The sequence below is a fragment of the Geodermatophilus sp. SYSU D01186 genome (assembly GCF_054050215.1).
In genome coordinates this window covers 1-18,556 of record NZ_JBJGYW010000055.1, presented here as the reverse complement: position 1 = coordinate 18,556, position 18,556 = coordinate 1, and the positions used below count along the sequence as shown (strand labels likewise).

Genomic DNA, 18,556 nt, shown 5'->3' with positions numbered 1-18,556 from the left:
AGCGGGATCCGCTCTCCAGCGACTCCACTCGGTCCCGTTTGGCGCCACCGGTCGCCCGGGCAGGAGCGTCGGCGTGGACACCGAGATCACCCTGCGGGTCGACGGTGCGGCGCACCCGCTGACCGTCGACACCCGCACCACGCTGCTGGACGCCCTCCGCGAACGGCTGCGCAACACGAGCCCCAAGAAGGGGTGCGACCACGGCCAGTGCGGCGCCTGCACCGTGCTGCTCGACGGCCGCCGGGTCAACAGCTGCCTCGTCCTGGCCGTCACCGTGGGGGACGCGGAGGTGACCACCTCGAACGGGCTGGCCGCCGACGGGCAGCCGCACCCGCTGCACCGCTCCTTCGTCGAGCGGGACGCCTTCCAGTGCGGCTACTGCACCCCCGGCCAGGTCTGCTCGGCCGCGGGCGTGATCGAGGAGGCCCGAGCCGGCTGGCCGAGCGCCGTCACCGCCGACCTGACCGCGGACGACCTCGCGCTCACCGACGCCGAGATCCGGGAGCGGATGAGCGGCAACCTCTGCCGCTGCGCCGCCTACGCGAACATCGTCCCGGCGGTGGCCGACGTGGCCGAGGCCAGCGGGGTGCGCCGGTGAGGGAGTTCCGCTACGAGGCCGCGGCCGACCCCGCCGCCGCGGTCGCGCTGCTGGCCATGGAGCCGTCGGGTGCCTTCCTCGGCGGGGGCACCAACCTGGTCGACCTCATGAAGCTCGGCGTCGCCACGCCCGGCCTGCTCGTCGACGTCCGCACGCTCACCTCCCGCGAGGTGGCCGACCTCCCGGACGGCGGCCTGCGCATCGGCGCCGGCGTCCCCAACGCCGACCTCGCCGCCGACCGCCGAGTGCGCGAGCGCTACCCGGTGCTGGCCCAGGCGCTGCTCGCCGCCGCGTCCGGGCAGCTCCGCAACCGGGCCACCACCGCCGGCAACCTGCTGCAGCGCACCCGCTGCGGCTACTTCACCGACGTCACCAAGCCGTGCAACAAGCGCAGCCCCGGCAGCGGCTGCGGCGCCCTGCGCGGCCTGCACCGCAACCACGCGGTCCTCGGGCAGACCCTCGACGGGCCCGGGACCTGCGTGGCCACCCAGCCGTCGGACATGGCGGTGGCGATGGTCGCCCTCGACGCGGTCGTGCAGGTGCTCGGTCCGGACGGCGAGCGCAGCGTCCCGATCGGCGAGCTGCACCGCCTGCCCGGGGACGACGCCTCCCGCGACACCACGCTGCGGCACGGGGAGCTGATCACCGCCGTCGACCTGCCGCCGCTGGGCATGCCCTCGCGCTACCGCAAGGTCCGCGACCGGGCCTCGTTCGCCTTCGCGCTGGTCAGCGTGGCGGCCGCCGTGCGCATCGAGGACGGCGTCGTCGCCGACGTGCGGCTGGCCCTCGGCGGGGTCGCGCACAAGCCATGGCGGGCGAGCGCCGCGGAGGAGGCGCTGCGCGGGCGCCCGGCCACCGAGGAGTCCTTCGCCGCGGCCGCCGACGCCGAGCTGGCCGCGGCCACCCCGCTGCCGGACAACGGCTTCAAGCTGCCGCTGACCCGCAACGTCGTCGTCCGCACCCTCGCCGAGCTGACGGGAGCCGCCGCGTGACCACCGTGGACCGCGTCCTGGGGGCGGGCATCGACCGCATCGACGGGCCGGCGAAGGTGCGCGGCACCGCGCCCTACGCCTTCGAGCAGGACCCGGGCGAGCCGATCGCCCACGTCGCGCTGGTGCAGAGCACCGTCAACCGCGGCCGCATCACCCAACTCGACCCCACCCGCGCCGAGGGGATGGGCGGCGTCCTCGCCGTCCTCACCCCGGCCAACGCGCCCCGGCTGTCCGGCGAGCTCTCCTCCGACCTCCCGGTGCTGCAGTCCCTCGACGTGCACTACCAGGGCCAGGTGGTCGCGGTGGTCGTGGCCGAGACCTCGGAGGTCGCGCGGGCGGCCGTGGGGGAGGTGCACGTCGAGTACGCCGCCGAGCCGCCGGACGTGCGGCTGGCCGTGGACCGGCCCGACCTCTACGCGCCGGAGCAGGTCATGGCCGGCTACGACACCGACTCGGTCATCGGCGACGTCGACGGCGCGCTGGCCGCGGCGGCGGTCACGGTCGAGGCGACCTACGAGACGCCGACCCAGCACAACAACCCCATCGAGATGCACACCTCCATGGCCCGCTGGGACGGCGACCAGCTGACGCTGTGGGACGCCAACCAGGGCCCGCACACCATCGTCAAGGACCTGGTCGCGGGGTTCGGGCTGGAGGAGGGCCAGGCGCGGGTGGTCTCGCCCTACGTCGGCGGGGCGTTCGGGTCCAAGGCGTTCACCCACCCCCACCAGATCGTGGCCGCGATGGCCGCGCGGGTGGTCGGGCGCACCGTCGTCCTCGAGCTCACCCGGCAGCAGATGTTCAGCCTGGTCGGGCACCGGACGCCGACCATCCAGCGGCTGCGGCTCGGCGCCGACCCCGAGGGCCGGCTGACCGCGATCAGCCACGAGGTGGTCGAGCACACCTCGCGGATCGACGAGTTCGCCGAGCAGACGGCGACCTGCACGCGGGTCATGTACGCCGCGCCGAACCGGCGGACGACGCACCGGCTGGCCCGGCTCGACGTCCCCCCGCCGACGATCATGCGGGCGCCGGGGGAGACCCCGGGCATGTTCGCGCTGGAGTCGGCGATGGACGAGCTGGCGCACGAGCTCGGCATCGACCCGGTCGAGCTGCGCCTGCGCAACGAGCCTGCCGAGGACCCGGAGCGGGGGATCCCGTGGTCGTCGCGGTCGCTGGTGGAGTGCCTGCGCACCGGCGCCGAGCGGTTCGGCTGGGCGGGGCGCGACCCGCGGCCCGGCGTCCGGCTCGACGGCCGCTGGCTGGTCGGCACCGGCGTCGCCGCCGCGACCTACCCGGCGCGGCGGCGCAAGGCCGACTGCCGCATCTCCGTCGACGGCCGCGGACGCCACGTCGTCGAGATCGACGGCTCCGACATCGGCACCGGCGCGTGGACGGCGCTGACCCAGATCGCCGCCGACGCGCTCGGGGTCGGCATGGGCGACGTCGAGCTCCGGATCGGCGACAGCCGGCTGCCCTTCGCCGGTGGTGCGGGCGGCTCCACCGGCCTGGCGTCGTGGGGGTCGGCGATCGTGCTGACCGCGCGGGAGGTCCGCCGGCGGCTGGAGTCCTACGGCGGGCAGCTGCCCCCGGACGGCGTGACCGTCGACGGCGGCGTCGACGGCCCGTCACCGCACGCCGAGCGGTACTCGATGCACGCCTTCGGCGCCCACTTCGTGGAGGTGCGGGTGGACGCCGACACCGGCGAGGTGCGGGTGCCGCGGGCGACCAGCGTGTACGCGGCCGGGACGATCGTGAACGCCAAGACCGCCCGCTCGCAGTTCCTCGGCGGCTTCTGCATGGGCCTGTCGATGGCGCTGCACGAGGAGTCGGTGCAGGACGAGGTGTTCGGCCACTACGCCAACCACGACCTCGCCGAGTACCACGTCGCCACCAACGCCGACATCGGCGAGATCGACATCTCCTGGCTCGACGAGGAGGACCCGTACGTCAACGAGCTGGGGCTCAAGGGCATCGGCGAGATCGGCATCACCGGCGCCGCGGCCGCCGTCGCCAACGGGTACTGGCACGCCACGGGCAGGCGGGTCCGCGACCTGCCGATCACCCCCGACAAGTACTTCCGGCCGTAGCGGAGGCTGGCGGCGCAGGGGACCTGCGCCGTCAGCCTCCGCTGGGGCGCTCCGGGAGACTGGCGGCGTGCTGCCACCACCGGGGACGCCGGGCACCGACCTCCCGGTGCGCGCGGTGCTGCCGGCCCTGGACGCCGCGCTGACCGGCGCCGGCAGCGCGGTGCTGATCGCGCCGCCGGGCACCGGGAAGACGACCCTGGTCCCGCTCGCGCTGGCCGGGGCGCTGCCCGGGCGGGTGCTGGTCGCCGAGCCCCGCCGGGTCGCCACCCGCGCCGCCGCCCGCCGGATGGCCGCGCTGCTCGGGGAGCCGGTGGGCCGCTCGGTCGGCTACAGCGTCCGCGGGGACAGCCGGCGCAGCGAGGACACCCGCGTCGAGGTGGTCACCACCGGGCTGCTGGTGCGCCGGCTCCAGGCCGACCCCGAGCTGGCCGGGGTGGCCGCAGTCGTCCTGGACGAGTGCCACGAGCGGCACCTGGACACCGACCTCGCGCTCGCCTTCACCCTCGACGCGCGGGCCGCGCTGCGCCCCGACCTGCACCTGCTGGCGATGTCGGCGACCGCGCAGGCCGGCCGGCTGGCGCTCCTGCTGGGCGGGGCCGAGCCGGCGCCGGTGGTGGAGGCGACCGGCGCGCTGCACGACGTCGAGGCGGTGTGGTGCCCGCCGGAGCCCGCGGTGGCGCCCCCGCACGGCAGCCGGGTGGACCCCCGGCTGCTCGACGCCGTCGCCGCGACCACCCGCCGCGCGCTGGCCGAGACCGCGGGCGACGTGCTCGTCTTCCTGCCCGGCGCGGCCGAGATCGCCGGGGTCGCCGGCCGCCTGGGCGGGCTGGACGCCGACGTCCGTCCCCTGCACGGCCGGCTGCCCGCCGCGGACCAGGACGCCGCCCTGACCCCCGCCCCGCGACGGCGGGTCGTGCTGGCCACCGACGTCGCCGAGAGCAGCCTGACCGTGCCCGGGGTGCGGGCCGTCGTCGACGCGGGGCTGGCCCGGGTGCCGCGGTTCGACGTGTCCCGGGGGCTCGGGGCGCTGGCCACGGTACGGGTCTCGCGCTCGTCGGCGGTCCAGCGCGCGGGGCGGGCCGGGCGCGAGGGGCCGGGCCGGGTGTACCGGCTGTGGTCGGAGGCCGAGCACGCCCGCCTGCCGGCCGCCCCCGAACCGGAGATCGCCGTCGCCGACCTGACCGGCCTGGCCCTGGAGCTGGCCTGCTGGGGTGCGCCCGAGGGCACCGGCCTGGCCCTGCCCGATCCGCCGCCGGCCGCCGCGTTCGCCGTCGCCCGGGCCGCCCTGCACGACCTCGGCGCGGTGGACGACAGCGGCCGGGTCACCGCCCGCGGACGGTCGCTCACCGCCGTCGGCGCACACCCCCGCCTCGCGCGGGCGCTGCTCGACGGCGCCCGGCTGGTGGGCTCCCGCCGTGCCGCGGAGGTGGTGGCGCTGCTGTCGGCCGACCTGCCGGCCGGCTCCGACGACCTGGTCGCCGAGTGGCGCGCCCTCCGCGGGGACCGCGGCGGGGCGGCCGCCCGCTGGCGCGAGGAGGCCGGCCGGCTGGCCCGCGCGGTGCCGGCCACGCCCGGCGAGCCCGGCCTGCCCGACGACGTCGCCGCCGGCCTGGTCGTCGGCCTCGCCCACCCCGAGTGGCTGGCCCGCCGGCGTCCCGGCACCGAGCGCACGTACCTGCTGGCGGCCGGCACCGGCGCGGAACTCGCCCCGGGCACCGCGCTGACCGGTGCACCGTGGCTCGCGGTGGCCGCCGCGGACAGGCAGCCCGGCCGGCGGGACGCCCGGGTGCGCTCGGCGGTGGCGGTCGACGAGGCCACCGCGCGCGAGGTCGGCGCCGTCGTCGAGGCGCCCGAGGTGGCCTGGCGGGACGGCGACGTGGTGGCGGGCCGCGTCGAGCGACTGGGCGCGATCGTGCTGGTCGAGCGGCCGCTGCCCGACCCCGATCCGGTCGCGGTCGCCGCCGCGGTCGCCGAGGGGCTGCGCCGGGAGGGGCTGGCCCTGCTGCGCTGGACCCCTGCCGCCGCGGCCCTGCGCGAACGGCTGGCCGCCGCGCACGCAGGGCTGGGCGAGCCCTGGCCCGCGGTGGACGACGACGCCCTCGGCGCCGCGCTCGCCGCCACCCCGGCTCTCTCCGCCGCCCGCAGCCGCGCCGACCTGACCCGGATCGACCTCGCCGCGGCGCTGCGGGCGCTGGTGCCGTGGCAGGTGGCCGGGCGGCTCGACGAGCTGGTGCCCGAGCGGGTCGAGGTGCCGACCGGCTCCCGGATCCGGGTGGACTACACCGATCCCGAGGTGCCCACCCTGTCGGTCCGGGTGCAGGAGGTGTTCGGCTGGGCGGCCGCGCCGGTGGTGGCCGGCCGGCCCCTGCGGCTGCAGCTGCTCTCCCCGGCCGACCGGGTGGTCGCGACCACCGCCGACCTGGCCGGGTTCTGGGAGACCGGCTACCCCGGCGTCCGCGCGGAGCTGCGCGGCCGCTACCCGCGGCACCCCTGGCCGGAGGACCCGGCGACCGCCGCGCCCACCCGCCGCGCCCAGCCCCGCCGTTGAGCGGTGGCGGAGGCTGGGGGCGTAGGAAACCTGCGCCCCCGGCCTCCGTTCAGCCCGCGATCGCGGCCACCGGCGAGGTGCGGACGGCGCGGCGGGCGGGCAGCACCGAGGCGAGCAGCCCCGCGACCGTGGCGACGGCGACGATCGCGGCCACCTGCAGCCACGGCACCACCAGCACGATGTCGGCGACCTGCCCCAGCACCGACGCCGACCCGGCCAGCCCGTACGCGGTGCCCAGGACGACGCCGAGGACCGTGGCCACCCCGGCGACCAGCACCGCCTCCCACGCCAGCAGCCCGCGCAGCTGCCGCCGGGTGAGGCCGAGTGCCCGCAGCAGCCCGTTCTCCTGCCGCCGCTCCACCACCGACAGCGCCAGCGTGTTGCCCACCCCGATCAGCGCGATGACCACCGCGATGCCGAGCAGTCCGGTCACGACCAGCAGCAGGGTGTCGAGCACCTGGGCGATCTGGGCGCGCACCGTGACGATCCCGGTGACGGAGGCGTCGGACACCGCCGTCCCCACCGCGTCGGTGACCGCGTCGACGGCCCTGGTCTGCGCCGCGTCGCCGGCGTCGTCCAGCCGCAGCCACAGCGTGCCGATCCCGGCGTCAGGGACGAGGCCGGCCAGGTCCGCCGCGGTCAGCAGCACCGGCGTCTCGGCCACGACCCGGGCGAGGAAGGAACCCGTGCGGCCCTCCGCGGTCAGCTCCACCCGGTCGCCGTCGGCCACCGACCAGCTCTCCGCGAGCCCCTCGGGCAGCAGCACCTCACCGGGGTCGGGCAGCACCAGGTCGTCGGTCGAGCGGAGCGCCGGCAGCGCGGTCGCGCGGTCCACGCCGGTGGCCGCCCACACCGCGCCGTCCGGGCCCGTGACGTCGGCCGCGGTCAGCGCGGTGCCGGTCGCGACGCCGTCCAGCGCCTCCAGGTCGGCCAGCAGCCCGGCCGGCAAGGGCGCGGAGAGGCCCTCGACCACGACGTCGGCCGGGAACTCCGCCTCGAGCCCGGCGGTGGCCGAGGCCTTGGTGGAGGCGGCGCCGACGACCATCGCGGTGGTCAGCGTGACGCCGATGAGCAGGGCGGTGGCGGTCGCCGCCGTCCGCCGGGGGTTGCGCGTCGCGTTGCCGGTGGCCAGCCGGGCCGGCACCCCGCCGGACCACGCGGCCAGCCGGCCGGCCGCCGCGACCACCGGAGGGACGCCGCGCTGCGCGAGCAGGACGACGCCGAGGAAGCTCAGCACCCCGCCGGGCAGGGCGACCAGCACCGAGGCCATGACCACGCCGAGCGCCAGCAGCCCCACGCCCGGCAGCAGCAGGCCCAGCCCGAGCAGCAGCCGCAGCACACCCGGACGGGAACGCAGCGGTGCCGGGTCCGCGGGCCGCAGGGCGGCCAGCGGCGCGACCCGGGTGGCGGCCCGCGCCGGGGCGAGGGCGGCCAGCAGCGTGGTCAGCGTGCCGACCACGACGCCGACGACCACGGCGTACCAGGGCACCGAGACCCCGGCGAGCGGGATGGGGGAGTCGAGGTCGCCGACCGCGGCCGACACCGCGGCGGCGAGGCCGACCCCCGCGACGGCGCCGAGGGCGGAGGAGACCAGACCGGTGACGAGGGCCTCGCCGAGCACGCTGCGCCGCACCTGCCGCGCGGTGGCGCCGACGCAGCGCAGCAGCGCCAGCTCACGGGTCCGCTGGGCGAGCAGCACCGCGAAGGTGTTGGCGATGACCAGTCCGGCCACGAGGACCGCGACGGTGCCGAAGACCAGCAGGACGGCGGCCAGCGCGGTGGCGTTGCCCATCATCGCCGCGGCCGCCTCGACCGACTGCTGCTCGCCGGTGCGGACGATGACCGCCGAGTCCCGCAGGGCCGTGGCGACGTCGAGGCGCACCTGCTCGTCGGCAACGCCGGGGGCCGCGGCGACCCGCAGCTCGACGGGGTCGGCGGCGCCCCAGGCGAGGGCCTGCTCCGGGACGACGAAGCCGCGGCCGAAGAGCCCGGCCTCCGGGTCGCCACGCAGGTCGACGAGCCCGGTCACCGTGACCTGCGCGGCCGACTGGTGCCCGTCGGCGTTGGCGGAGGTGACGGTCAGGACGTCGCCCACCCGCGCGCGGGCCCGGTCGGTGACCGCGATCTCCCCGGGCCGGTCGGGCAGGGAGCCGGCGGACAGGTGCTGCCACCGCAGGGCGGGGTCGTCGGCGACGGTGCCGACGAGCAGGTACTGCGACCCGGTGCGGCCGGGCACGCCGGCCTGCACCGACGTCTCCCAGGTGGGGGCGACCGCGCCCACCGACCGCAGGCCGCTCAGCACCGCGACGTCGTCGTCCAGAGAGCTGCCGTCGACGGAGGTGACGACGGCGGCGGTGTCGACGTACTGGGCGCCGACCGCCTGCAGCACGGTGCTGCGAGCGGTCTGGTCGAGCGTGAGGGTGGCCACGACGAAGCCGACCGCGATCACCAAGGCGAGCGTCGAGGCGACCAGCCGCGCGGCGTGCGCGCGGAGCTGGGCGAGGACGACCGGTCGCACCTCAGGCCCCCAGCCCGCGCAGCGCCGCGACGACGGAGTCGGCGGTGGGGCGGTGCACCTCGCCGGCCAGCCGGCCGTCGGCGAGCAGGACCACGCGGTCGGCGTAGGCGGCGGCGATCGGGTCGTGGGTGACCATGACGACGGTCTGGCCGGTCTCGCGGACGCTGCTGCGCAGCAGGTCGAGCACCTCGGCGCCGGCGCGGGAGTCGAGGTTGCCGGTCGGCTCGTCGGCGAAGACCACGTCCGGGCGCGGGAGCAGGGCCCGGGCGACGGCGACCCGCTGCTGCTGGCCGCCGGAGAGCTCGTGCGGGCGGTGCCGCAGCCGCTCCCGAAGCCCCAGGCGGGCGACCACCGCGTCGAACCAGGCCGGGTCGGGACGGCGGCCGGCCAGCTGCAGCGGCAGCACGATGTTCTCCCGCGCGTCGAGGACGGGGAGCAGGTTGAACGACTGGAAGACGAAGCCGATCCGTTCACGGCGCAGCCGGGTCAGCTCGTCGTCGCGCAGGCTCGTCAGCTCGGTGTCGCCCAGCCACACCGCCCCGCCGGTGGCCGCGTCCAGCCCGGCCAGGCAGTGCATGAGGGTCGACTTGCCCGACCCGGACGGGCCCATGATCGCGGTGAAGGCGCCGCGGTCGAAGTCGACGTCCACCCCGGCGAGGGCGTGCACGGCGGTCTCCCCGCTGCCGTGGGTCTTCGTCAGGCCGCGGGCCCGCACGGCGGCGGCCGGGGACGGCGGCTCACCGGGGACGGTCAGGACAGGGACGGGAGCGGACACGGGGCAACCTCCGGGAGGGATCGGGAACGGGTGCCCACGCTGCCGGTCGGGGGAGGTCTCCCGCGTCGGAGCGGGAGCTGATCCCGGCCTCCACCCCGGGACCGATCCGCCGTCCACCCGGGGGCTGACCCGCGGGCGTTGACGTGCAGCCGTCCGGCTGCCTATCGTTCAGGCAGCCGAACGGCTGCACGAAGGGAGGCGGAGTGGACCGCACGTTCCGCGCGCTGGCCGACCCCTCCCGCCGGCAGTTGCTCGACCGGTTGCAGGAGCGGCCGGGGCAGACCCTGCGGGAGCTGTGCGCCGGGCTGGACATGGCGCGCCAGTCGGTGAGCAAGCACCTGGCCGTGCTCGAGTCGGCCGGGCTGGTGACCGCGGTCCGGCGGGGCAGGGAGAAGGTGCACCACCTCAACGCCGCCCCGATCCAGGCCGTCTCCGACCGGTGGATCAGCCGGTACGACCGCGAGCGGGTGTGTGCCCTCGCGGACCTCACGACCGCACTGGAGCAGCAGATGAGCAGTCCCGAGTTCGTCTACACCACCTACATCCGCACCACCCCCGAGCGGCTGTGGCAGGCGCTCACCGAACCCGCCTTCACCCGTCGCTACTGGGGCGTGGCGCTCGACTCGGACTGGGCGGTCGGGTCGCCGGTGACGTGGGAGGAGGGCGGGGTGACCATCACCGACCCCGACCAGGTGGTGCTCGAGGCCGAGCCGGGCCGCCGGCTGACCTACACCTGGCACACCTTCACGCCGGAGTGGGCCGCGGCGCACGGGTTCGACGACGACCTGCTCGGCCGGCTGCGCGGCGAGCGCCGCTCGAAGGTCACCTTCGCCATCGAGCCGATGGGGGAGGTGGTCCGGCTGACCGTCGTCCACGACGGCTTCGACCCGGACAGCACCGTGGTCACGATGGTCCGCGAGGGCTGGCCGCACCTGCTGTCAGACCTCAAGACGCTGCTGGAGACCGGCGAGACGCTGCCCGCTCCGGAGCCGGCGTCCGCCTGATCAGGCGGGGGCGTCGCGCAGTAGGTCGGCCGGCTGCACCAGGCCGGTGCGGAAGGCGAGGACGACGGCCTGCACGCGGTCGCGCGAGCCGGTCTTGGCCAGCACCCGCCCGACGTGGGTCTTCACCGTCGCCTCGCTGACGAACAGCCGGCCGGCGATCTCGGTGTTGGTGGCGCCGAAGGCCATCAGCTCCAGCACCTCCCGCTCCCGCGGGGTGAGCTCGGCCAGTGCCCGGTCCTCAGCGGCGGGGGTCCGGGGCGCGGCGCCGCGCAGCATCGGCGCGACGTGCTGCAACAGCCGGCGGGTGGAGCTGGCGGCGATCACCGAGTCCCCGGCGTGCACCGTCCGGACGGCGGCGAGCATCTCCTCCGGCGCGGCGTCCTTGAGCAGGAAGCCACTGGCCCCCGCCCCGATCGCGGCCACCACGTACTCGTCGAGGTCGAAGGTCGTGAGCACCACCACGCGCGGCGGATCGGCCAGTGCGGTGACCCGCCGGGTCGCCTCGATGCCGTCCATCCCCGGCATGCGGACGTCCATGAGGACGACGTCGGCGGCAGTGTGCGCCAGCAGCTCCACGGCCTCGACGCCGGTGCCCGCCTCACCGACGACGGTCAGGTCGGGCTGGGAGTCGATGACCATCCGGAAGCCCGCCCGGACCATCTGCTGGTCGTCGACGAGCACGACCCGGATCTGACCGGTCATCGGCGGGCGGGGTGGGGGAGGACCGCGTGCACGCCGAAACCGCCGCCGGGGCGCGGGCCGGCGTCCAGGCGGCCGCCGTGCAGCTGGGCGCGCTCCCGCATGCCGATGACCCCCTGCCCTCGGCCGTCGGAGGCCGGGCCGGCGCCCTCCTGCACCACCGCGGCCGACGCGCCCCGGCCGTCGTCGAGCACCGACAGCTCCAGGGCGTCGGGCCGCCAGTGCAGCCGTACCCAGGCCCGCCTGGCGGGGCCGGCGTGCTTGAGCACGTTGGTCAGCGACTCCTGCACGATCCGGTAGGCGGCCAGCTGGGGCCCGGCGGGCAGCTCCCGCGGCGTGCCCTCGACGAGCAGGTCGACGTCCAGGCCGCTGGATCGCACGTCCTCGACCAGGCCGGCGATCGCGGCGACGTCCGGCTGCGGCGCGTACTCCTCGCCGCCGTCCTCCCGGAGCACACCCAGCAGTCCCCGCATGTCCGACAGCGCCTGCCGGCCGGTCGCGGCGATCGCCTCGAGGGCGGTGGTGGCGGCCGCCGGGTCGCTGCGCCCGGCGTAGCGACCGCCGTCGGCCTGCGCGATCACCACCGACAGCGAGTGGGCGACGACGTCGTGCATCTCGCGGGCGATGCGGGCCCGCTCGGCGGTGGCGGCCAGTCGCATCTCCTGGTCCCGCTCCAGCTCCAGCAGCCGCGCGCGCTCCCGCAGGTCGCCCAGTCGCCGGACACGGGCGCGGCGGAGGTCGCCCAGTGCCCAGGCGGCGACGACCGCCACCCCGATCGACCCGGCGCTGGGGACGACGGCGTCGCTGCCGGCGACGGAGAAGTAGCGCAACCCGGCGAGCAGCGCGCCGGCCAGGCCCACCGCGAGCCCGGCGCGACCCGCCCAGCGCGGGGCGTAGGCCGCGAGCGCGTACACCATCACCAGCGCGGAGACGTTGGCCACGAGGAACTCGTCCAGGACCACGAGCTCCAGCAGCCCCGCCGCGACGACCACCGCAGCCGCCCGGACCGGACGTCGCCGTCGCCAGGCCAGCGGCGCGACGAGCAGCGTGCCGACGACGAGCGCCGTGGCCTCCGCCGGCCGGTACGACCCGACGGGGAGGAGGACGGTCAGGAACCAGACGAGGGCCGCGATCGCGACGTCGACGCCGACCGGGTGCTCGCGGAGGAGCACCTCGAGACGCTCGAGGGGTGGGCGGCCGTCCATCGCGACGACCCTAGGCAGCGGTCCCGCCGCCGTCGTCCACCCCCGGGATGACCCGCGCGTCCCACCCCGGGGTGAGGGGCGACGGTGTCAGCGCGGGCCGAGGTGGCGCAGCAGGGTCTCGCCGAGGTCCCGCATCGCGGTCACCTGCTCCGGGCTGAGCTGGTCGAACAGGTGGGTGCGCACGCCCTCGACGTGCACCGGCGCGGCGGCCTCGAGCGCGGCGAACCCCTCGTCGGTCAGGACGGCGAGCAGGCCGCGCCCGTCCTCGGGGCAGACCTGCCGGCTCACCCAGCCGCGCTCCTCCAGCCGGGAGACCGCGTGGGACAGGCGGCTGCGCGAGGACAGGCAGGTGTCGGCGAGCTCGCTCATCCGCATCCGTCGCTCGGGGGCCTCCGACAGCGCCACGAGGATCTCGTAGTAGGCATGGGAGATGCCGGTCTCACGGGTGAGCTCGCGGTCGAGCCGGTCCTGCAGGAGCAGGGAGCTGTAGAGCCAGGCGCGCCAGGCCCGCTGCTCGTCCTCGTCGAGCCAGCGGGGCTCCCCGGGGGTGCGGGCCGGCGCGGGGGCCGATCCCCCCGCGGGGGTGGACACGTGCGCGGTCATGCCCTGAGGGTACTGGCGGAATAGATGAGCCTTCAACTACGCTGTGGCCGGGCAGAAGGTCAAACGCTCAACCAGTTATCGGAGGTCCTCATGACCAGCACCGCCACCCAGATCCCCGGCTACGTCGTCGGCACCTGGGACATCGACGCCAGCCACTCCACCGTCGGCTTCTCCGTCCGCCACATGATGGTCAGCAAGGTCCGCGGCTACTTCCGCGAGTTCTCCGGCGAGATCGTCACCGCCGAGGACCCCACGCAGTCCAGCGTCACCGCGCAGGTGAACATGGACTCCATCGACACCCGGCAGGAGCAGCGTGACGCGCACATCCGCTCCGCCGACTTCTTCGACGTGGGCAACCACACCGAGATGACCTTCCGCTCGACCGAGGTCCGCACCGACGGCGCCGACTGGACCGTCGTCGGCGACCTGACCATCAAGGGCATCACCAAGCCGGTCGAGCTGCAGCTGGAGCTCAACGGCTTCGGTCCGGACGCCTACGGCGGCACCCGCGCCGGCTTCTCCGCGAAGACCGAGATCTCCCGCAAGGAGTACGGCGTCGACATCGACATGCCGATGGACGGCGGCGGCGTCGTCGTCGGCGACAAGATCACCGTCGAGCTCGAGATCGAGGCCGTGCTCCGCACCGCATGACGAAGGACCTCCCCGCTACTCGCAGGCTCGCGGCGGGTCCCTGCAGGGAGGCCACCCCCTCGCTCACCACGGAGGCCCCGGGCGTACTGCCCGGGGCCTCCGGCGTTCCCGGGGATCTCCCAGCCCGCTCCGGGGGAGCCTCGCAGCCCGCGGGCCGACCGTGGGTCCGTGGAGAGGATCACCGCCGCCGTGGACGCCGCGCGGGGCTGACCGCCGGTCCCGTCGTCCCCGGGACTGAGGCGGGGGAGACTGGGCGGCATGTCGACCTCCACCCTCGCCCGCGTGCAGACCCGCTTCCCGTCCGCCGTCCTCGTCGCCGTCGGCCTGGCCGCCGGCTTCGGCATCGCACAGGGCACCGGGATCCGTGCGCTCGGCGGCGCGGTCTTCGCCCTCGGCGGCCTCGGTGCGGCGTGGCTGTGGGTGCAGCGGCGCGGCTGGGCGGTCGCGCTGGGGCTCGGCGCCCTCTACGTCGGGGCCTTCGTGCTGGCCCACGTCCTGGCCCTGGGTGTGGGGATGGCGGCCTGGCTGGCCGTGGGATTGGTCACGATCGCCGCCGCCGGGGTGACGTTCGCGGTGGCCGACCGCCCGCGGGAGGCGGTCGCCGCCCGCTGAGCGCCTAGAGTGGGAAGGTCGCCGGGCCGGCGGCCGTTACACGAGATGCCGCGAGCGCCGACGCCGCGGAATCCCCGAACTCCCCGAGGTGCCGTTCCCGCATGCCCACCCGCGACGACCTGCGCAACGTGGCGATCATCGCCCACGTCGACCACGGCAAGACCACCCTGGTCGATGCCCTCCTCCGCCAGGCGGGCGCCCTCGGGCGCGCCAAGGGCGAGGGGACGGACAACGACTCCACGCAGGACCGCGTCATGGACTCGATGGACCTCGAGCGTGAGCGCGGCATCACCATCCTCGCCAAGAACACCGCCATCCGGCTGGCCGACGACGCGGGCAACCCGGTGGTCGTCAACATCGTCGACACCCCCGGCCACGCCGACTTCGGCGGCGAGGTCGAGCGTGGCCTGTCGATGGTCGACGGCGTCGTCCTGCTCGTGGACTCCTCCGAGGGCCCGCTGCCGCAGACCCGGTTCGTGCTCCGCAAGGCGCTCGGCAAGGGGATGCCGGTGATCCTCGTGGTCAACAAGACCGACCGCTCCGACGCGCGTATCGGCGAGGTCGTCGACGAGACCTACGAGCTGTTCATGGAGCTGCTCGAGGACAACGGGCTGGACACCGACGCCCTCGAGTTCCCGATCGTCTACTGCAACGGCAAGGCCGGGAAGGCCTCGCTCAACCGCCCGGCCGACGGCACCGACCCCGACAACCCGGACCTCGCGCCGCTGGTGAAGACCCTGCTGGAGACCATCCCGGCGCCCTCCTACGACGCCGAGGAGCCGCTGCGCGCGCAGGTCACCAACCTCGACGCCTCGCCGTTCCTGGGCCGGCTGGCGCTGCTGCGCATCCACTCCGGTGAGATGAAGCGCGGCCAGCAGGTCGCCTGGTGCCGCACCGACGGCTCGGTCAAGAACGTCAAGATCACCGAGCTGCTCGTCACCGAGGGCCTCACCCGCACCCCGGCCGAGACCGCCGGCCCCGGCGACCTCGTCGCCATCGCGGGCATCGAGGAGATCATGATCGGCGACACCCTCGCCGACCAGAACGACCCGCGCCCGCTGCCGCCGCTGACCGTCGACGAGCCGTCGATCTCGATCACCATCGGCATCAACACCTCCCCGATCTCGGGCAAGTCGGGCAAGAAGCTCACCGCCCGGCTGATCAAGAACCGCCTCGACCAGGAGCTGGTCGGCAACGTCTCGGTGCGCATGCTGCCCACCGAGCGCCCCGACACCTGGGAGATGCAGGGCCGCGGCGAGCTCGCGCTGGCGATCCTCGTCGAGCAGCTGCGCCGCGAGGAGTTCGAGCTCACCGTCGGCCGGCCCACCGTCGTCACCAAGGAGATCGACGGCAAGCTGCACGAGCCGGTCGAGCGGGTCACCATCGACACCCCCGGCGAGTACGTGGGCACGCTGACCCAGGCGCTGGCCACCCGCCGCGGCCGCATGGAGAACCTCGTCCACCACGACACCGGCTGGGCGCGGATGGAGTACGTCGTCCCCTCCCGCGGGCTCATCGGCTTCCGCACCGAGTTCCTCACCGAGACCCGCGGCACCGGCGTCCTCAACCACAACCTCGAGGGCTACGAGCCGTGGATGGGCGACATGCGTGCCCGGCCGACCGGCTCGCTGGTCGCCGACCGGCAGGGCGTGGCGACGTCGTACGCGATGTTCTCGCTGCAGGAGCGCGGCTCGATGATGGTCGCCCCGGGCACCGAGGTGTACGAGGGCATGATCGTCGGCGAGAACTCCCGCCCCGACGACATGGACGTCAACATCACCAAGGAGAAGAAGCTCACCAACATGCGGTCCTCGACCGCTGAGGAGCTCGAGCGGCTGATCCCGCCGCGGATCCTGAACCTGGAGCAGGCGCTGGAGTTCTGTGCCGACGACGAGTGCGTCGAGGTCACCCCGGCCGCCATCCGCGTGCGCAAGGTGATCCTCGACCAGAGCGAGCGCGGCAAGGCCAAGAACCGCAAGCCGAAGGCCTGAGCGCCCCGGCCCTGACGGCCGAGTGAGCAGTCGTGGTCGCGACACGTGCGCGACACGCCGCAGTCAGCGGCGGCGACTGCCCACTCGGCCGTTGCCGTTCCCGGGATGGCGTTGACACCCCTCCACCTGGCTCCCTAGCGTTCCTGCCCGTCCTAGGACCGCTTCTCGGGGCACCCCCCATCCCCGTTCCTGGTTCCTGCGGTGCCCCCGCCACCGCGCGACGACGCCGGTGGACCGCCACGGACATCGGAGCCCCCATGCCTGGACGCCCCCGCCCCCTCCCGTCCACCCCGCCCGCGAGCGGACGACGTCACCGCCGCGGACTGGTCGCCGTCGGCACCGGACTGCTCGTCCTCGGCCTGGCCGCCCCGGCCGGTGCGACCGTCGAGGGCGGCCCCAGCACGAGCGTCGAGCCCTTCGGCACCACGCCCGACGGCACCGCCGTGGAGCGCTGGACCCTCGCCAACGGCGACACGACGATGCGCGTGCTGACCTACGGCGGCGTCATCCAGACGCTGGAGGTGCCCGACGCGGCCGGGGAGGTCGAGAACGTCGTACTCGGCTACTCCGACCTCGACGGGTACGTCGCCGAGGGCGACCCCTACCTCGGCGCGCTCATCGGCCGCTACGGCAACCGCATCGCCGGGGGCAGGTTCACCCTCGACGGCGCGACCTACCAGCTGCCGCTCAACAACGGCCCGAACACCCTCCACGGCGGTCCCGGGGGCTTCTCCGAGCGGGTCTGGACCGCCACCGACGTCAGCGACGACGAGGTGGCCGCGCTCCGCCTGGAGCTGGTCAGCGACGACGGCGACCAGGGCTTCCCCGGCACCCTCACCACGACGGTCACCTACAGCCTGGACGCCGACTCGCGGCTGACCGTGCACTACGAGGCCACGACCGACGCGCCGACCGTCGTCAACCTGACCCAGCACAGCTACTGGAACCTGGCCGGCGAGGGCTCGGGGTCCATCTACGGCCACGAGCTGGAGATCGACGCGAGCGGTTACACGCCGGTGGACGCGACGCTGATCCCGACGGGCGAGATCGCCTCGGTGGAGGGCACCCCCTTCGACTTCCGCGAGGCCACCGCGATCGGCGCCCGGATCCGCCAGGACGACCAGCAGCTGCTGTACGGGCAGGGCTACGACCACAACTGGGCCCTGGACCGGACGGACGACGGCGCTCGCGAGGGCTCGGACAGCGAGGACGGCCTCGAGCAGGCGGCCGTGCTGCGCGATCCGGACAGCGGCCGCACCCTGACGATCTCCACGACCGAGCCGGGCCTGCAGTTCTACTCGGGCAACTTCCTGGACGGCACGCTCGTGGGCACCGGCGGCACCGTGTACCGCCAGGGCGACGGCCTCGCGCTGGAGACCCAGCACTTCCCCGACTCCCCGAACCAGCCGGACTTCCCGTCGACGGTGCTGCGCCCGGGCGAGACCTACGACAGCACCACGGTCTTCGACCTGTCCTCCTGAGGGACGCCGCGACGCCGAACGTGGTGTCGTGATCACGCCGTGACCAAGTGTGATGGCGGGCCGGGGCGCCCCGACCCGCCCGTCGCCCGTGTCCCGGGACGCGCCCGCCTCCCCTCATAGGTTCTCCTCGGGCCCGTGTGTCGAGGGCCCAGGGGGCGATGAGGAGAGGCGGGCGCGACGCTGATGAGGACCACCCTGCAGACGCTGGCAGCCGAGGGGCACCGCGGCGGGATCGACGTCCGGGTGAGCCTGCGCAGCGAGGCCGGGTCGGGGGAGCACGCGTTCGACGGCGCGTGGTTCCCGCGCAGCCGCGACCTCGCCGTCGAGCTCCCCGAGCTGATCGCGGCCCTGGACAAGCGCGGCCTGCGGGTGGAGCGGTTCACCTATCCGCTGGACGCCTGGTCGCCGGCGCCCCGCAAGGTCGTCGTCGGCGGCCGGGTGGTGCGCACCGGCGGGTTCCGCAGCATGGACCCGGGGGTGGTCTGCCTGACCTGGAACGGCGGCACGCGGCGGGCGGACCTGCTGGTGGTGCCGCCCGAGACCGACGTCATCACCGGCGCCCGCGCGCTGCGGCTGTGCACCCGCCGCGGCCTGCCCCGGTCGCCGCAGATGGTGCTGGCCGCGGCGCGCTCCACGCCGCTGCCGCAGGTGCCCGGGCTGGTCTAGACGAGTAAGTCCGAAGCCGGTCAGTGGTCGTAGGCGATCAGTGACCGGGTGATCGGCTGGGCGGTGGCTCGGTTGTGCCAGATGGCGGCGGTGAGCGCCAGGATCCGCTGGGCGACTCGGGTG

At 75.4% G+C, this 18,556-nt stretch carries 15 protein-coding genes and 1 pseudogene; 10 read left to right on the top strand and 6 right to left on the bottom strand.

What is annotated here, in order from left to right; genetic code table 11:
- Positions 1-73: 73 nt before the first annotated feature.
- From ACI784_RS24155 to hrpB, 4 genes are all read left to right on the top strand, one after another.
- Positions 74-598 (top strand): 2Fe-2S iron-sulfur cluster-binding protein, encoded by a 525-nt coding sequence (locus tag ACI784_RS24155; RefSeq protein ID WP_456923369.1) that lies wholly within the window; start codon positions 74-76, stop codon positions 596-598.
- Positions 595-1,590, top strand: coding sequence for an FAD binding domain-containing protein (locus ACI784_RS24150; protein WP_456923370.1), 996 nt, complete (start codon positions 595-597; stop codon positions 1,588-1,590). The genes ACI784_RS24155 and ACI784_RS24150 overlap by 4 nt, the downstream gene beginning before the upstream one ends.
- Entirely contained in the window at positions 1,587-3,680 is a 2,094-nt protein-coding gene (locus tag ACI784_RS24145; protein ID WP_457015214.1) for a xanthine dehydrogenase family protein molybdopterin-binding subunit, read from the top strand. Before ACI784_RS24150 ends, ACI784_RS24145 begins: the two co-directional genes overlap by 4 nt.
- Before the next feature lie 67 nt (positions 3,681-3,747).
- Positions 3,748-6,228 (top strand): ATP-dependent helicase HrpB, encoded by a 2,481-nt coding sequence (gene hrpB, locus ACI784_RS24140; protein WP_457015213.1) that lies wholly within the window; start codon positions 3,748-3,750, stop codon positions 6,226-6,228.
- A 49-nt stretch (positions 6,229-6,277) separates the two neighbouring features.
- Here the strand turns inward: hrpB and ACI784_RS24135 are convergent, their stop codons facing one another.
- Together ACI784_RS24135 and ACI784_RS24130 are read right to left on the bottom strand one after the other, a co-directional pair.
- Positions 6,278-8,746 carry an FtsX-like permease family protein gene (locus tag ACI784_RS24135; protein WP_457015212.1) on the bottom strand — a complete coding sequence of 823 codons (2,469 nt, stop codon included), beginning with the start codon at positions 8,744-8,746 and terminating at the stop codon, positions 6,278-6,280.
- A gap of 1 nt (position 8,747) precedes the next feature.
- Positions 8,748-9,521 carry an ABC transporter ATP-binding protein gene (locus tag ACI784_RS24130; RefSeq protein ID WP_457015211.1) on the bottom strand — a complete coding sequence of 258 codons (774 nt, stop codon included), beginning with the start codon at positions 9,519-9,521 and terminating at the stop codon, positions 8,748-8,750.
- A gap of 203 nt (positions 9,522-9,724) precedes the next feature.
- Here ACI784_RS24130 and ACI784_RS24125 point away from each other — a divergent pair, with 203 nt between their 5' ends.
- A complete protein-coding gene (locus tag ACI784_RS24125) occupies positions 9,725-10,525 on the top strand; it encodes an ArsR/SmtB family transcription factor (RefSeq protein WP_457015210.1) in 801 nt (266 codons plus the stop codon).
- Here the strand turns inward: ACI784_RS24125 and ACI784_RS24120 are convergent, their stop codons facing one another.
- The 3 genes from ACI784_RS24120 to ACI784_RS24110 all read right to left on the bottom strand — a co-directional run bounded on the left by ACI784_RS24120 (position 10,526) and on the right by ACI784_RS24110 (position 13,032).
- A complete protein-coding gene (locus ACI784_RS24120) occupies positions 10,526-11,227 on the bottom strand; it encodes a response regulator (RefSeq protein ID WP_456925812.1) in 702 nt (233 codons plus the stop codon).
- Positions 11,224-12,429, bottom strand: a complete 1,206-nt coding sequence (locus ACI784_RS24115) for a sensor histidine kinase (RefSeq protein WP_456925813.1) — start codon at positions 12,427-12,429, stop codon at positions 11,224-11,226. Before ACI784_RS24115 ends, ACI784_RS24120 begins: the two co-directional genes overlap by 4 nt.
- Before the next feature lie 87 nt (positions 12,430-12,516).
- On the bottom strand, positions 12,517-13,032 hold the full coding sequence (locus tag ACI784_RS24110; protein WP_456925815.1) for a MarR family winged helix-turn-helix transcriptional regulator: 516 nt from the start codon (positions 13,030-13,032) through the stop codon (positions 12,517-12,519).
- Between the two features lie 90 nt (positions 13,033-13,122).
- Here ACI784_RS24110 and ACI784_RS24105 point away from each other — a divergent pair, with 90 nt between their 5' ends.
- From ACI784_RS24105 to ACI784_RS24085, 5 genes are all read left to right on the top strand, one after another.
- Positions 13,123-13,683 (top strand): YceI family protein, encoded by a 561-nt coding sequence (locus ACI784_RS24105; RefSeq protein WP_456925816.1) that lies wholly within the window; start codon positions 13,123-13,125, stop codon positions 13,681-13,683.
- Positions 13,684-13,941: 258 nt separating this feature from the next.
- A complete protein-coding gene (locus tag ACI784_RS24100) occupies positions 13,942-14,295 on the top strand; it encodes a hypothetical protein (RefSeq protein ID WP_457015209.1) in 354 nt (117 codons plus the stop codon).
- Between the two features lie 101 nt (positions 14,296-14,396).
- Complete coding sequence (gene typA / locus ACI784_RS24095; RefSeq protein WP_457015208.1) at positions 14,397-16,286, top strand: translational GTPase TypA; 1,890 nt, start codon at positions 14,397-14,399, stop codon at positions 16,284-16,286.
- A gap of 257 nt (positions 16,287-16,543) precedes the next feature.
- Positions 16,544-17,767: an aldose epimerase family protein gene (locus ACI784_RS24090; RefSeq protein WP_457015207.1), complete on the top strand. Its 1,224-nt coding sequence runs from the start codon at positions 16,544-16,546 to the stop codon at positions 17,765-17,767.
- Positions 17,768-17,950: 183 nt separating this feature from the next.
- Positions 17,951-18,433: a DUF5994 family protein gene (locus tag ACI784_RS24085; RefSeq protein WP_456925822.1), complete on the top strand. Its 483-nt coding sequence runs from the start codon at positions 17,951-17,953 to the stop codon at positions 18,431-18,433.
- A 20-nt stretch (positions 18,434-18,453) separates the two neighbouring features.
- Here the strand turns inward: ACI784_RS24085 and ACI784_RS24080 are convergent.
- Positions 18,454-18,556 (bottom strand): annotated as a pseudogene (locus tag ACI784_RS24080) (IS982 family transposase); the annotation flags it as partial.